This window comes from Pseudomonas sp. S2_C03 (assembly GCF_054668405.1).
The window spans coordinates 1,630,539-1,645,844 of record NZ_CP162766.1 but is presented as its reverse complement, the minus strand read 5'-3'; the positions used below and the strand labels follow the sequence as shown (position 1 = coordinate 1,645,844).

13 protein-coding genes and 1 pseudogene are annotated in these 15,306 nt (G+C 61.1%); 9 read left to right on the top strand and 5 right to left on the bottom strand.

What is annotated here, in order from left to right:
- The first annotated feature begins 16 nt into the window (after positions 1-16).
- The 8 genes from AB4N64_RS07515 (at position 17) to AB4N64_RS07480 (ending at position 9,649) form a co-directional block, all read left to right on the top strand.
- Positions 17-922: a helix-turn-helix domain-containing protein gene (locus AB4N64_RS07515; RefSeq protein WP_460123641.1), complete on the top strand. Its 906-nt coding sequence runs from the start codon at positions 17-19 to the stop codon at positions 920-922.
- A 203-nt stretch (positions 923-1,125) separates the two neighbouring features.
- Positions 1,126-2,436, top strand: a complete 1,311-nt coding sequence (locus AB4N64_RS07510) for an ABC transporter substrate-binding protein (protein ID WP_460123638.1) — start codon at positions 1,126-1,128, stop codon at positions 2,434-2,436.
- 150 nt (positions 2,437-2,586) lie between these two features.
- A complete protein-coding gene (locus tag AB4N64_RS07505; protein ID WP_460123635.1) occupies positions 2,587-3,513 on the top strand; it encodes a carbohydrate ABC transporter permease in 927 nt (308 codons plus the stop codon).
- 10 nt (positions 3,514-3,523) lie between these two features.
- Positions 3,524-4,354: a carbohydrate ABC transporter permease gene (locus AB4N64_RS07500; protein WP_460123632.1), complete on the top strand. Its 831-nt coding sequence runs from the start codon at positions 3,524-3,526 to the stop codon at positions 4,352-4,354.
- A 148-nt stretch (positions 4,355-4,502) separates the two neighbouring features.
- The gene (locus AB4N64_RS07495; protein WP_460123629.1) at positions 4,503-5,606 is read left to right on the top strand and encodes an ABC transporter ATP-binding protein; all 1,104 of its coding nucleotides are present in this window, start codon (positions 4,503-4,505) and stop codon (positions 5,604-5,606) included.
- Between the two features lie 16 nt (positions 5,607-5,622).
- On the top strand, positions 5,623-7,095 hold the full coding sequence (locus AB4N64_RS07490) for a mannitol dehydrogenase family protein (RefSeq protein ID WP_460123626.1): 1,473 nt from the start codon (positions 5,623-5,625) through the stop codon (positions 7,093-7,095).
- Positions 7,096-7,197: 102 nt separating this feature from the next.
- Positions 7,198-8,694 carry a xylulokinase gene (gene xylB / locus AB4N64_RS07485; protein ID WP_460123623.1) on the top strand — a complete coding sequence of 499 codons (1,497 nt, stop codon included), beginning with the start codon at positions 7,198-7,200 and terminating at the stop codon, positions 8,692-8,694.
- Positions 8,695-8,707: 13 nt separating this feature from the next.
- Positions 8,708-9,649, top strand: a complete 942-nt coding sequence (locus AB4N64_RS07480; RefSeq protein ID WP_460123621.1) for a carbohydrate kinase family protein — start codon at positions 8,708-8,710, stop codon at positions 9,647-9,649.
- 517 nt (positions 9,650-10,166) lie between these two features.
- Here AB4N64_RS07480 and AB4N64_RS07475 read toward each other — a convergent pair.
- The 3 genes from AB4N64_RS07475 to AB4N64_RS07465 all read right to left on the bottom strand — a co-directional run bounded on the left by AB4N64_RS07475 (position 10,167) and on the right by AB4N64_RS07465 (position 12,650).
- Complete coding sequence (locus AB4N64_RS07475; protein WP_460123618.1) at positions 10,167-10,823, bottom strand: hypothetical protein; 657 nt, start codon at positions 10,821-10,823, stop codon at positions 10,167-10,169.
- 34 nt (positions 10,824-10,857) lie between these two features.
- Positions 10,858-12,159: an OprD family porin gene (locus AB4N64_RS07470; protein ID WP_460123615.1), complete on the bottom strand. Its 1,302-nt coding sequence runs from the start codon at positions 12,157-12,159 to the stop codon at positions 10,858-10,860.
- A gap of 194 nt (positions 12,160-12,353) precedes the next feature.
- Positions 12,354-12,650, bottom strand: a complete 297-nt coding sequence (locus AB4N64_RS07465) for a hypothetical protein (RefSeq protein ID WP_460123612.1) — start codon at positions 12,648-12,650, stop codon at positions 12,354-12,356.
- A gap of 507 nt (positions 12,651-13,157) precedes the next feature.
- On the opposite strand from AB4N64_RS07465, the gene AB4N64_RS07460 reads away from it, so the two are divergent.
- Positions 13,158-13,427, top strand: a complete 270-nt coding sequence (locus AB4N64_RS07460) for a DUF2790 domain-containing protein (protein WP_460123609.1) — start codon at positions 13,158-13,160, stop codon at positions 13,425-13,427.
- Positions 13,428-13,489: 62 nt separating this feature from the next.
- Here AB4N64_RS07460 and AB4N64_RS07455 read toward each other — a convergent pair whose 3' ends face one another.
- Both AB4N64_RS07455 and ilvA read right to left on the bottom strand, forming a co-directional pair.
- Positions 13,490-13,759, bottom strand: coding sequence for a DUF1652 domain-containing protein (locus tag AB4N64_RS07455; RefSeq protein WP_460123606.1), 270 nt, complete (start codon positions 13,757-13,759; stop codon positions 13,490-13,492).
- 281 nt (positions 13,760-14,040) lie between these two features.
- A pseudogene (gene ilvA, locus AB4N64_RS07450) lies at positions 14,041-15,036 on the bottom strand (threonine ammonia-lyase, biosynthetic); the annotation flags it as partial.
- Positions 15,037-15,306 lie beyond the last annotated feature (270 nt).

Here is a 15,306-nt window from a genome sequence, read left to right as displayed (position 1 = left end):
AAAAAAGCGCCTCGACATGACCCGAACCGCCCGAGTGACCGACCCTTCCTACGAACTGATGGACGACCACAACGGTTTGTCCATCATTTATCGCCAGCATGGCTTCCCCTGCCCGCTGGTGCGCTGGCATTTCCACAAGGAGTACGAACTGCACCTGATCGTTGCCAGCTCCGGCAAGGTGTTCATTGGCGACTACATCGGCAACTTCCACCCTCAAACGCTGTTTCTCACCGGCCCCAACCTGCCTCATAACTGGATCAGCCAGGTGGCCGAAGATGAGGTGGTGCCCAAGCGCGACATGCTGGTCAACTTCACCGACGAACTGTTCGAGAGCGGCCACCAGGTGTTTGCCGAACTCAAGACCCTCGCACCGTTGCTGGAGCGCGCGCAGTACGGCATCGAGTTTCGCGCCAAGCACACCATCCGCCAGGCCATGACCTTGATGCAGCGCATTGCCGATACTCAGGGCGTGACCCGCCTGGGGCATTTTTTCATCCTGCTGGAGCTGCTCGCCAGCTGCGACGATTACCAGTTACTGTCCGGAGCGACCACGCCGCAACTGGCGGACGAGCACAACGTCGACCGCACCAACCGCGCGGTGGACTACATATTCGCCCACTACGCCCGCGAGCTCCCGTTGGAGGAAGTCGCCGAGCACCTGGGCATGAAGCCGACCTACTTCAGCCGCGTGTTCAAACAAGCCACCGGCCGCAACTTCATCGAATTCGTCAATCGGCTGCGCATCAGCAAGTCCTGCGAGTTGCTGGCCGATGGTGATAAGCCAGTGACGGATGTGTGCTTTGAGTCGGGGTTCAACAACATTTCCAACTTCAATCGGCGCTTCCAGCAGCTCAAGGGCATGACCCCATCGCACTATCGGCGGTTGGTGGTGCAGCGCCTGACCGAGCAGAATCTGGGCTGACTCAAGGTTCTCTGTGGGAGCGGGCTTGCCCGCTCCCACAGTGGCCAGCTATCCAGTGCAAAAAAGTATCAGTCAACGTGCGATGAACGATTTGTCTCATCGCCCGTTGAAGGCTGTAATCAGCGCACCTCTTCCATCGATGGAAGACACAAAAACAATAACTGTCCTTCTGCGACCCGCCGGGTGCAGAAAAGGAGTGCACGATGCAACCTTCTGTAAAAGCTCTGCTCGCCCTCACCTGCATGACCCTCAGCAGCGTCAGCCTCGGCGCCCAGACGCTGACCATCGCCACCGTCAACAACAGCGACATGATCCGCATGCAAAAGCTCTCGAAGACCTTCGAGGCCGAGCACCCGGACATCAAGCTCAATTGGGTGGTGCTGGAAGAAAACGTCCTGCGCCAGCGCCTGACCACCGACATCGCCACCCAGGGCGGTCAGTTCGACGTGTTGACCATCGGCATGTACGAAGCGGCACTGTGGGGCGCCAAGGGTTGGTTGGAACCGATGAAGGATCTGCCCGCTTCCTACGACCTGGACGACGTGTTCCCTTCCGTGCGCGAAGGCCTTTCAGTGAAGGGTTCGCTGTATGCACTGCCTTTCTACGCCGAGAGCTCGATCACCTATTACCGCACCGATCTGTTCAAGGACGCCGGCCTCACCATGCCCGAGCGGCCGACCTGGACCCAGATCGCCGAATTCGCCGGCAAACTCACCCACAAGGACAAGGAACAGTACGGCATCTGCCTGCGCGGCAAGGCCGGCTGGGGCGAGAACATGGCGCTGATCACCACGGTCGCCAATGCTTATGGAGCACGCTGGTTCGATGAAAAATGGCAGCCGGAATTCAACGGTCCCGAGTGGAAGAACGCGCTGAACTTCTACGTCGACACCATGAAAAAATCCGGCCCGCCGGGTGCGTCGAGCAACGGCTTCAACGAAAACCTCGCGTTGTTCAACAGCGGCAAGTGCGCGATCTGGGTCGACGCCAGCGTCGCCGGCTCGTTCGTCACCGACAAGACCCAGAGCAAGGTCAGCGACCACGTCGGTTTCACCTACGCGCCGCACGAAACCACTGATAAAGGCTCGGCGTGGTTGTACTCCTGGGCCCTGGCAATCCCTACCAGCTCCAAGGCCAAGGACGCCGCCAAAACCTTCAGCGCCTGGGCGACCTCCAAAGAGTACGGCGCGCTGGTGGCGAAAACCGACGGCATCGCCAACGTCCCACCGGGCACCCGCGCCTCGACCTACAGCGACGACTACATGAACGCAGCGCCGTTCGCCAAGGTTACGCTGGAATCGCTCAAGGCCGCAGACCCTGCCCAACCCGGTGCACGCCCGGTGCCTTACATCGGCATCCAGTTGGTGACCATCCCCGAGTTCCAGGCAGTGGGCACCCAGGTGGGCAAGCTGTTCTCGGCAGCGTTGATCGGCCAGAGCACGGTCGACCAGGCCTTGGCCGCGGCCCAGCAAACCACCGAGCGCGAGATGAAGCGCGCGGGTTATCCCAAGTAGCCGCCACACCTCTACCCACCCTGTGGGAGCGGGCTTGCCCGCGATGAGGGTGTGTCAGCCAACAAAGATGTCTCTGACACACCGCCATCGCGGGCAAGCCCGCTCCCACAGTTGGATCTCCTCAGGTCTGTATGACTAGGTGCTAACACCATGAACACCTCAACCGCCAAAGCCCAAATGGACATCCCCCAGCCGGTGCGCAAAAACCGGCTGGCCAACCCCGGCTGGTTTCTGGTCAGCCCCTCGGTGGCGTTGTTGCTGCTGTGGATGATCGTGCCGCTGGGCATGACCGTGTATTTCTCGATGATCCGCTACAACCTGCTCTACCCCGGCGAAAACGAGTTCGTGGGCATCGAGAACTTCACCTACTTCCTCACCGACTCGGGGTTCATGCCCGGCGCCACCAACACCCTGTTGCTGGTGGGCAGCGTGCTGCTGATCAGCGTGGTGCTGGGGGTACTGATCAGCGCCCTGCTCGAAGCCACCGATTTCCTCGGGCGAGGCATTGTGCGGGTGATGCTGATCTCGCCGTTTTTCATCATGCCCACCGTCGGCGCCCTGATCTGGAAAAACCTGATTTTCCACCCGGTGTCGGGGATCCTCGCCTACGTCTGGAAGCTGTTCGGCGCCCAGCCGGTGGACTGGCTGGCGCACTACCCGCTGCTGTCGATCATCATCATTGTCTCGTGGCAATGGCTACCGTTCGCGATCCTGATCCTGATGACCGCCATGCAGTCCCTCGACCAGGAACAGAAAGAAGCCGCACGCCTGGACGGTGCCGGGCCCATCGCGATTTTCTGGCACCTGACCCTGCCGCACCTGGCGCGTCCGATTGCGGTGGTGGTGATGATCGAGACCATCTTCCTGCTGTCGGTGTTCGCCGAGATCTTCACCACCACCAACGGCGGTCCCGGCTATGCCTCGACCAACCTCGCCTACCTGATCTACAACCAGGCGCTGGTGCAGTTCGACGTCGGCATGGCGTCGGCTGGCGGCCTGATCGCCGTGGTCATCGCCAACATCGCGGCCATCGTGCTGGTGCGCATGATCGGCAAAAACCTGACAGACAAAGCCTGAGGCCCGCGCCATGACCCTTCAACAATCCCGTCGCCTGCAAAGCCTGCTGCTGGGCACCCTGGCCTGGGCCATCGCGATCCTGATTTTCTTCCCGATCTTCTGGATGGTGCTGACCAGCTTCAAGACCGAAATCGACGCGTTCGCCACGCCGCCGCAATTCATCTTCACGCCGACGCTGGAGAACTACCTGCACATCAACGAACGCAGCGATTACTTCAGCTTCGCCTGGAACTCGGTGGTGATTTCCTTCAGCGCCACCGCCCTGTGCCTGCTGATCGCGGTGCCGGCGGCCTACTCCATGGCGTTCTACGAAACCCAGCGCACCAAAGGCACGCTGCTGTGGATGCTCTCCACCAAGATGCTGCCGCCGGTGGGCGTACTGATGCCCATTTACCTGCTGGCCAAGAGTTTTGGCCTGCTGGATACGCGCATCGCGCTGATCATCATCTACACGCTGATCAACCTGCCGATCGTGGTCTGGATGGTGTACACCTACTTCAAGGACATCCCCAAGGACATCCTCGAAGCCGCTCGCCTGGACGGCGCCACCCTGGCTCAGGAAATGCTGCGGGTGCTGCTGCCGATCGCCAAGGGCGGCCTGGCCTCCACCGTGCTGCTGTCGCTGATCCTGTGCTGGAACGAGGCCTTCTGGTCGCTGAACCTGACTTCGTCGAAAGCCGCCCCCCTGACCGCCCTGATCGCCTCCTACTCAAGCCCGGAGGGTTTGTTCTGGGCCAAGTTGTCCGCCGTCTCGACCCTGGCTTGCGCGCCGATCCTGATTTTTGGCTGGATCAGTCAGAAGCAATTGGTGCGAGGGCTTTCCTTTGGTGCAGTCAAGTGAATCAACCCCATCCCCTGTAGGAGCGAGCACGCTCGCGATGGTCGCCAACGATGACGCTGGCAGCCTGACACCCCACGGTGTCCTGAAGTCCATCGCGAGCATGCTCGCTCCTACAGAAAAGTCATAATGCATGAGGAGGCCCAACCCCATGGCCAACCTGAAAATCAAAAACCTGCAAAAAGGTTTCGAAGGCTTTTCCATCATCAAGGGCATTGACCTTGAGGTGAACGACAAGGAGTTCGTGGTCTTCGTCGGCCCTTCGGGCTGTGGCAAGTCCACCCTGCTGCGCCTGATCGCCGGCCTGGAAGAGGTCAGCGGCGGCACCATCGAACTCGATGGCCGCAACATCACCGAAGTCAGCCCGGCCAAGCGCGACCTGGCCATGGTGTTCCAGACCTACGCCCTGTACCCGCACATGAGCGTGCGCAAAAACATGTCGTTCGCCCTGGACCTGGCCGGCGTGCCCAAGGCCGAAGTCGAGAAGAAAGTCGCCGAAGCGGCGCGCATCCTCGAACTGGGGCCGATGCTGGAGCGCAAGCCCAAGCAACTGTCGGGCGGTCAGCGCCAGCGCGTGGCGATCGGCCGGGCCATCGTGCGCAACCCGAAGATCTTCCTGTTCGACGAACCGCTGTCCAACCTCGACGCCGCCCTGCGCGTGCAGATGCGCCTCGAGCTGCTGCGCCTGCACAAGGACCTGCAAGCCACCATGATCTACGTGACCCATGACCAGGTGGAAGCCATGACCATGGCCGACAAGGTCGTGGTGCTCAACGGTGGCAGGATCGAGCAGGTGGGCTCGCCGCTGGACCTCTATCACCACCCGGCCAACCTGTTCGTCGCAGGTTTTCTGGGCACGCCGAAAATGGGTTTCCTCAAGGGCAGGGTCACGCGCATCGACAGCCAGGGTTGCGAAGTTGCACTGGCAGCCGGCACCCACGTCAGCCTGCCGCTGAGCGGCGCCCATCTGAGTGTTGGCGACGAGGTGACCCTGGGCATTCGTCCGGAGCACCTGGAACTGGCCAAACCTGGCGATTGCACCCTGCACGTCACCGCCGACGTCAGCGAACGCCTGGGCAGCGACACCTTCTGCCACGTGCGCACCGCGTCCGGTGAAGCGTTGACCCTGCGCGTACGCGGCGACCTGGCCAGCCGCTACGGCGAAACCCTGCGCCTGCACCTGGACGCCGAGCACTGCCATTTATTCGATGCCAACGGCGTGGCGCTGGCCCGTCCACTGCGCGTCGCCGCCTGATTCCCGAGAATTTGCGATGAAACTCAATACCCAGAACCTGCACAACCTCGCACCTGAAGTGGTCCTGCCGGCGTACAGCCTGAGCGACGTTCGCCAAGGCATCGCCCACATCGGCGTCGGCGGTTTCCATCGTGCCCATCAGGCCTATTACACCGACGCCTTGATGAACACAGGCGTTGACCTGGACTGGGCGATCTGCGGCGTCGGCCTGCGTACCGAAGACCGCCGCGCCCGCGATGACCTCAAGGAACAGGATTACCTGTTCACCCTGTTTGAGCTCGGCGACAGCGACGACACCGAAGTTCGGGTGATCGGCGCGATCCGCGACATGTTGCTGGCTGAAGACGGCGCGCAGGCGCTGATCGACAAACTGGCCAGCCCCGAGATCCGCATCGTCTCGCTGACCATCACCGAAGGCGGCTACTGCATCGACGACAGCAACGGCGAATTCATGGCTCACCTGCCGCAGATCCAGCACGACCTGGCGCACCCGAACGCGCCGACCACCGTGTTCGGCTTCCTCTGCGCCGCCCTGGCCAAACGCCGCGCCAACGGCATCCCGGCGTTCACCCTGATGTCCTGCGATAACCTGCCGCACAACGGCGCCGTTACCCGTAAGGCGCTGCTCGCCTTTGCAGCATTGAGCGATGCCGATCTGCGCGACTGGATTGCCGAGCACGTGAGCTTCCCCAACGCCATGGTCGACCGCATCACACCGATGACCAGCACCGCCCACCGCCTGCAACTGGCTGACAAACACGGCGTTGACGATGCCTGGCCGGTGGTCTGCGAACCCTTCGTGCAGTGGGTGCTGGAAGACAAGTTCGTCAACGGACGCCCCGCCTGGGAACAGGTCGGCGTGCAGTTCACCGATGATGTAACGCCCTACGAAGAAATGAAGATCAAGCTGCTCAACGGCAGCCATCTGGCACTGACCTACCTGGGCTTCCTGAAGGGTTACCGCTTCGTTCACGAGACCATGAACGACCCGCTCTTCGTGCGCTACATGCGCGCATACATGGACCTGGACGTCACCCCACAACTGTCGCCAGTGCCGGGCATCGACCTGGAGGATTACAAGAACACGCTGGTCGAGCGCTTTTCCAATCAGGCGATTGCCGATCAGTTGGAGCGGGTATGCTCGGACGGCTCGTCGAAGTTTCCCAAGTTCACCGTGCCGACCATCAATCGATTGATAGCCGATGGCCGGGAGACCCAACGCGCGGCGCTGGTGGTGGCGGCTTGGGCGTTGTATCTGAAAGGGGTCGATGAGCATGGCGCGACCTACACGATCCCGGACCCACGGGCGGCGTTTTGTCAGGCGCTGGTGGCTGATGATACGTTGATGACCCAGCGGTTGCTGGCGGTCGAAGAAATTTTTGGCACCGCGATCCCGCGTTCGGCAGAGTTTGTGGCGGCGTTCGAGTGGTGCTGCAACAGTTTGCGGGAGGTGGGGGTTTCGGCGACGCTGGAGCGGGTATTGGCTTGAATGCGGCGGTGACTGTGCCGCCGTCATCGCTGTAGGAGCGAGCTTGCTCGCGATAGCGCCAGTAGAGACATCCCATAACTTGAACCTTGACAGGACCCACCCATGCCCACCCAACACCTCTACCTCGGCATCGACTGCGGCACCCAGGGCACCAAGGCCATCATCCTCGACGCCGCCAGTGGCCAGGTCCTGGGTGAAGGCGCTGCCCCGCACACCTTGATCACCGCTGCCAACGGCCGCCGCGAGCAGGACACCGCGCAGTGGATCGACGCCTTCAAGTCAGCCACCCGCCAGGCGCTGGCCGCCGCCAATGTCGACGGCAGGACCATCCAGGGCGTTGGCGTGTCCGGCCAGCAACACGGCCTGGTACTGCTCGACGACCAGGGTCAGGTCCTGCGCCCGGCCAAGCTGTGGTGCGACACCGAGACCACCCCGGAGAACGACCGCCTGCTGGCCTACCTGGGCGGCGAGCAAGGCTCGCTGGAGCGATTGGGCGTGGTCATCGCGCCGGGCTACACGGTGTCCAAGTTGCTATGGACCAAGCAGCACCATCCCGACGTGTTCGCGCGCATCGCCCACATCCTGCTGCCCCACGACTACCTCAATTTTTGGCTCACCGGGCGCAGTTGCGCCGAATATGGCGATGCCTCGGGCACCGGTTATTTCAACGTGCGCACCCGCCAATGGGACGTTGAGCTGTTGCGCGACATCGACCCGGACGGACGCCTGGAGGCGGCGCTGCCCGAGCTGATCGAAGCCCACCAACCGGTCGGCCCGCTGCTGCCGGAGATCGCCGAACAGCTCGGCCTCAACCCGTGGGCAGTGGTGTCCAGCGGTGGCGGCGACAATATGATGGGCGCCATCGGCACGGGTAACATCCAACCGGGCATCATCACCATGAGCCTGGGTTCGTCCGGCACCGTTTACGCCTACGCGGATCAGCCGCAGGTCAGCCCGGACGCCGCCGTGGCGACGTTCTGCTCGTCCAGCGGCGGCTGGCTGCCGTTGATCTGCACCATGAACCTGACCAACGCCACTGGGACGATTCGCGAACTGCTCGACCTCGACATCGCCCAGTTCAACGCCCTGGTGGCGCAAGCGCCCATCGGCGCCGAGGGCGTGAGCATGCTGCCGTTCCTCAACGGCGAACGCGTGCCCGCCCTGCCCCACGCCACCGGCAGCCTTCAAGGCTTGTCCATGACCAACCTGACCCGGGCCAACCTGTGCCGCGCGGTGGTCGAAGGCACCACCTTCGGTTTGCGTTACGGGTTGGACCTTTTGCGTGACAATGGCTTGCAAAGCCACAGCATCCGCTTGATTGGCGGCGGCTCGAAAAGCCCGGTGTGGCGGCAGATCGTCGCCGACATCATGAACACACCCGTGATCGGCACCGTCCACGGCGAAGCTGCTGCCCTGGGCGCGGCCATCCAGGCCGCGTGGTGCACGTCGCGGGCAAACGGTCGGGAAGACAGCCTGGCGCAACTGTGCGAGCGTTGCGTGACACTCGACCCGGCCAGCGAAACCTTGCCGATTGCCGCCAACGTCGCGGCCAGCCAGCAGGCCTATGAACGCTATCGACAGCATGTCGCAACCCTTTGAAGAGTGAACAACCATGTATCTGGTGTGTGGCGAAGCGCTGTTTGATTTCTTCAGTGAAGAGGACGCCAGTGGCCTGGCGTCCAACGTAAATTTCAAGGCCATTGCTGGCGGTTCGCCCTTCAACGTCGCGGTTGGCTTGCGCCGGCTGGGCGTGGACTCGGCATTGTTCGCCGGGCTGTCCACGGACTATCTCGGCCGACGGCTGTTCAAGGTGTTACAGACCGAAGGCGTGCGCACCGATTACCTGCTGGAGTTCGCCGCGCCGACCACCCTGGCCATGGTGGCCGTCGGCGCCAATGGCTCGCCACAATACAGCTTCCGTGGCGAAGGCTGTGCGGACCGGCAGTTGCAGGTCGAACACCTGCCGGACCTCGGCCCTGAAGTGCGCGGCTTGCACGTCGGCTCTTACTCGTTGGTCGTACAGCCGATTGCCGACACCCTGTTGGCGCTGGTGCAACGCGAACGCGGCAAACGCCTGATCAGCCTCGACCCGAACGTGCGGCTCAATCCGCAGCCGGATATCGAACTGTGGCGCTCACGGGTGGCGACGCTGGTGCAACTGGCGGATTTGATCAAAGTCAGCGATGAGGATTTGCACCTGCTTTACCCCGAACAGGACCCGACACAGGTGATCGAGGGCTGGTTGCAGCATCGTTGCCAGGTGGTGTTCCTGACACGCGGCGGTGAGGGGGCGACAGTGTTCAGTCGCCAGCACGGCGCATGGTCCGTGCCGGCCACCCCCGTGAAAATCGCTGACACCGTGGGCGCAGGCGACACCTTCCAGGCGGCATTGATCACATGGCTGACCGAACAGCGTTTGGATTCGGTGCAAGGTGTACAGCAACTGGCGCGTGAGCAGATCGACGCGATGCTCAAGTTTGCCGTGCAGGCCGCAGCGCTGACCTGCAGCAAGACCGGGCCGGACTTGCCGTTTCGGCGGCAGTTGGGGCAATGATCGTTCCTACAGGCTCTAGTGTCATGCACACATCCGTGCCCCGCCACCGCCCCACAGGGTTTGGTGCCATGCACACATCTGCATTCCAACAACGACTACTGTAGGAGCGAGCATGCTCGCGATGGTGGCGTGTCAGGCACCAAAAATGTTGGATGTGCCGACCTCATCGCGAGCATGCTCGCTCCTACAGGTTTTTGGTGCCATGCACATATCTGCATTCCAACAACGACTACTGTAGGAGCGAGCATGCTCGCGATGGTGGCCCAGACACCGCGGGCATTCAGACAGCCCACGTCATCGTTAACGACCATCGCGAGCATGCTCGCTCCTACAGGGTTTTGGTGCCATGCACACATCTGCATTCCAACAACGACTACTGTAGGAGCGAGCATGCTCGCGATGGTGGCCCAGACACCGCGGGCATTCAGACAGCCCACGTCATCGTTAACGACCATCGCGAGCATGCTCGCTCCTACAGGGTTTTGGTGCCATGCACACATCTGCATTCCAACAAAGACTACTGTAGGAGCGGGCTTGCCCGCGATGGCGGCGTGTCAGGCACTAAAAATGTTGGATGTGCCGGCCTCATCGCGAGCAAGCTCGCTCCCACAGGGTTTTGGTGCCATGCACATATCTGCATTCCAACAACGACTACTGTAAGAGCGAGCATGCTCGCGATGGTGGCCCAGACACCGCGGGCATTCAGACAGCCCACGTCATCGTTAACGACCATCGCGAGCATGCTCGCTCCTACAGGGTTTTGGTGCCATGCACCCATCTGCATTCCAACAACGACTACTGTAGGAGCGAGCATGCTCGCGATGGTGGCCCAGACACCGCGGGCATTCAGACAGCCCACGTCATCGTTAACGACCATCGCGAGCATGCTCGCTCCTACAGGGTTTTGGTGCCATGCACCCATCTGCATTCCAACAACGACTACTGTAGGAGCGAGCATGCTCGCGATGGTGGCCCAGACACCGCGGGCATTCAGACAGCCCACGTCATCGTTAACGACCATCGCGAGCATGCTCGCTCCTACAGGGTTTTGGTGCCATGCACACATCTGCATTCCAACAACGACTACTGTAGGAGCGAGCATGCTCGCGATGGTGGCCCAGACACCGCGGGCATTCAGACAGCCCACGTCATCGTTAACGACCATCGCGAGCATGCTCGCTCCTACAGGGTGCGGCGGCCTTTCGGTCCTACAAAACCGAAAAGTTGTAGCTGATGATCAACCGGGTCTCATCCACATCCCGGGCAAACTTCTCGTAGCTAGTGCGATAGGTGGCATTACGCAATCGCAGGCTCACATCCTTGAATGTGCCACTCTGCACCACGTATTTCAGCTCGCTGTCGCGTTCCCATTCCTTGCCTTCCTGGTCGCTGCCCAGCACCTTGATGTGATCACCGTTTACATATCGGGTCAGGAAGCTCAAACCATTGAGGCCAATGGCCTTGAAGTCATAGTCATAACGCAGCTGCCACGAACGCTCCTGGGCGGCAGCGAAGTCGTTGACCTGCACATAGTTGACCAGGTACGGGTTGGTGCCATCCAGGTACGGCATCGAATTGTCGCCGTTCATGCGCTGCCAACCGGCGCTGAAGGTGTGCCCACTGATGGCGTAGGCCAGCATGCCGCTCAAGGCTCGGTTGTCGATGGAACCCGCGCGCTCGGCGCCGCTGTCGGCACTCTTGAGCAGGCGCACATCAGCCTTGAGCACGCCCTCACCCAACGGCTGACTGGCCACCACACCCACAAAATGCTGGCGGTAGATGTCTTCCAGTTCCGCGTAGTGATACTGGGCCGTCAGTTGGTCATTGATCTTGTAGTCAAAACCATACATATCGAAATGATCGGCAGTAACGTTGCACGCGTAGCGCTTGTTCTTGCAGTGCACGCGGATGTCCTGGGCATCGGTGGAATCCCGGGCGGTGTACTTGTCCAGGCGCGCCGCCATGAACGTCAGGTCCTTGATCTCCCTGGAGGTCAGTTGCGCACCGTTGAACATCGTCGGCAGCAGGCGGCCGTCGTTGTACTTGAGCAGCGGCACATCCGGCAACAGCGCGCCGTACTTCAACACGCTCTGGGACACCCGCACCTTGGCGGTCAGACCGAGCTTGGCGTACTGGTCCTCGGACCCACGTGGGTTGTGCCCGGTGGACGGCAGCAAGCCACTGTTGCTGCTGTCAGCGCTGGAATCGAGCTTGATGCCCAGCATGCCCAGCGCATCGATACCAACGCCCACCGAGCCTTCGGTGTAACCCGATTGCAGGTTGAAAATGAAACCCTGTGCCGACTCTTCGCGCTTGGACGCCCCCTGCTCCGTGGACGTGTGCCCATCCCGAAAATCACGATTGAAATACACCGTGCGTGATTCGATTTTCGCCGTGGTGTCGTCGATGAAACCGCTGGCGCGCACCTGGCCGGTAAAACTCGCGCACAGGGCCAGGACGCCGAAGCCAAATGCCTGGCGCGCGGTAATCATTTGAAAAGGGGGACGCATGAAAAAGCTCCAACTGTGCAGCGTTTGCGCAAGGCGCAGGCCAATAAATAGCTTCATCCCGGACAGGAACTGACCAGGAGAAAAAGACACGCGGGGTGAGGTGCAATGATGGCAGTTGGCTGTTACGGGGTGTAGGCGACTTTAGTCGGACCACGGCGCTCGGAGCTTCCTGCGCCGTGGAACTCGGGTGAAGTTCAGGCGGCAGGCTTCCAGCGCAACAAGCGCTGTTGCGCAACCCGCAACAGGTCGCAGCCATCCTGGGTCAGCAGGTACAGGGCATGGGTGAGGTGCGGAATGTCCTGGCCGTCACCGTTTCTGAACGAGTGGATGTGCAGGGTTTCCAGCAGGTCGCTGGACGCACGGATACGTTGCAGGGCGGCTTCTAGGATGTCTTGTGGGTCGGCCTGGGTGTCGATCACCAGGGGTGAGGTTTCGGTGACGGCGCTTTTGATGGCGCGGTAGCGGTCGCTTAAAGCATTGATCGTCGGCATGCGGATGTACTCGAAAATGTCATTTCATGGACCTCCAGCACCGTGACCAAACGATAGGAGGCGGACTGTGCGCAGGCTTGGTCAACCGACATCCACACAAAACGGTTCGCCCGAAGGCGCCCCGCGCACAGCCGCCATTACGACGCAGACAGGTAAACAAACTGTCTGCGGCCGAATGATGCCACACAAGTGTGAAAATTCAGGTGACCAAACCTGTTCGCTGATTTTGCAGCGAGTCCAAACAGTAGCCGTCCCTGCCCAGCCTGCGGAAGCAGACAAGGCATCCACCTTTGTAGGACCCGGCTTCGGTTTTCCAGGAATCCTGGCGCAGCGAAAAGCCTGACAAAACCCTCCCACACGACAGGCGGCATTCAGCCGGTTTAACCATCGCTTAACGCTGCGGTCCAACACTTCACTGGACCGCACGCCCTCAGGTTCCTCTGACGCCCAGTGCGGCAGCCTCGACGCCCTTGTCGAGTTGACTTGCGACTGCACGGGAGATCCCTCATGAACACCCCCACCCTGCTGGTTACCCTCACCCTCGCCTGCTCGGCGTTCACCGGCCTGGCCCAGGCGAACGACAGCACGACTGCGCAAGCGGTGCCCTACGAATACGGCATGCCGCTGCATGTGGCGAAAGTGGTGTCGCTCAGCGAGCCGGACACTCTGGAATGCAAGGTCGTCACGGCGGACATGAAGTACATCGATGCGGCGGGCAAACCCGCAGAGATCACGTACCGCAAGCTCTCGCAAGCGTGTACGGAACAAGGCAACTGATCGGCGAGAAAACGACGACGGGTCTGGTCGCATGGCCAGACCCGGGAAGGATTGAACGCAGGTTACACAGATTGGTATTTCGACAGCGGCGGCTGGGTATCCATTGGCTGCAAGATGCCTGAACGCAGGCCGGCAATCAGGTTATTGATTTCCCGGCAACTGTTGAGAGAAGAGGCGTCAATGCCGCTCACATACAGGTCCACCTGATCGGTTTGCCCGTCGGCAAAAACTTTTACCGACATCAGCATGTTGGGGGACAGCGTGCATTGGCAGCGTTTGGGAAGAAAGCTGCTTTCAATGATGTTGCGAAGTTCCAAGGCAGACAGAAACATGGCGACTCTCTCCTGAGTGTGCAAAAGCCAGATAGGGTTAAGACCGGCTCTATAAAGTCTGGCCGGTTTTTCCATACAGCTATTGCATGAAACATGCCCTGGCCTCCCCTGTATGGCTCAGCAACAAATCAATGGGTTAGAAGGCCTGAACTTAAAGGCCATCATGCAATTTGCCGGAATGCCGGATTTCACGCGTGCAAATTGCAACCCTGGAGAGCGTCATGTGGGAGCGAGCAGGCTCGTTCCCACAGGTGCTCGGATAGGAGAGGAAGTCAGACCTCCATCGCCGCGCGCTCCGCCACATGTCGCAAGCTGTCGAAGTTGATGTTGGCGCCTGAGTCGATGGCGATCAGGGTCTCTCCCTTGACACCACGGCGGGCCACGTATTTCTTGATCCCGGCCACGGCCAGCGCGCCGGAGGGCTCGGTGATCGAGCGGGTGTCGTCGTAGATGTTCTTGATGGCCGCGCACAGTTCGTCGTTGCTGACGGTCAACACTTCATCGACGCAGAACTGGCAAACCTCAAAGCCATAGGCACCGATCTGTGCCACGGCCACCCCGTCGGCGAAAGTGCCGACATTGGGCAACACCGTCCGCTCACCCGCCTCCATCGCGGCTTGCAGGCACGCCGAATGCTCCGATTCCACGCCGATGATGCGCACCTGCGGCCTCAAGTATTTGACGTACGCCGCGATACCCGCGATCAAGCCGCCACCGCCCACCGGAACGAAGATCGCGTCCAGGTCCCCCTGGTGCTGGCGCAGGATCTCCATGGCCACGGTTCCCTGGCCGGCAATCACGTCCGGGTCATCGAACGGCGAGACGAAGGTTCGTCCCGTGCGCTCCGCCAACTCCAGCGCGTGGGCCAGGGAAAACGGAAAACTCTCCCCGTGCAACACCGCCTCGGCCCCGCGACTGCGTACGCCGAGCACCTTCAGTTCCGGGGTGGCACACGGCATGACGATGGTTGCATCGATCCCCAACTCCCGCGCCGCCAGCGCCACACCCTGGGCATGATTGCCGGCCGATGCGGTGATCACACCTCGTGCCTTTTGCTCATCGCTCAGTTGCACCAGCTTGTTGTAGGCACCACGGATCTTGAAGGAAAACGTCGGTTGCAAGTCTTCGCGCTTGAGCAGAATCCGATTGCCCAGCGCCTCGGACAACGCCGGTGCGTCCTGCAACGGCGTACGCATCGCCAACTCGTACACCGGCGCGGCGAGGATCTTTTTTACATAGTGCTCAAGCAGGGTTTGCTGGGCGCGCGTGGTGTGCATGGTCGTCTCCTGACATGTTCAAAACCCCGGAGACAGAAAATGAAAACCCGCCTCTAGGGCGGGTTGGGTGCTGCAGTCGTGAGCTAGCCCGCCAAATGAGGAATGGCGGTAATAATGCTTGGCTGGCAGCGCAGTACGGTGGAAGTCATGGGGTGAAACTAGCTCGATACATCCGTTGGTGTCAACCCACCCCTGTAGGAGCGAGCTTGCTCGCGATAGCGGATGCCTGACATACCGCCATCGCGAGCAAGCTCGCTCCTACAGGGGGCC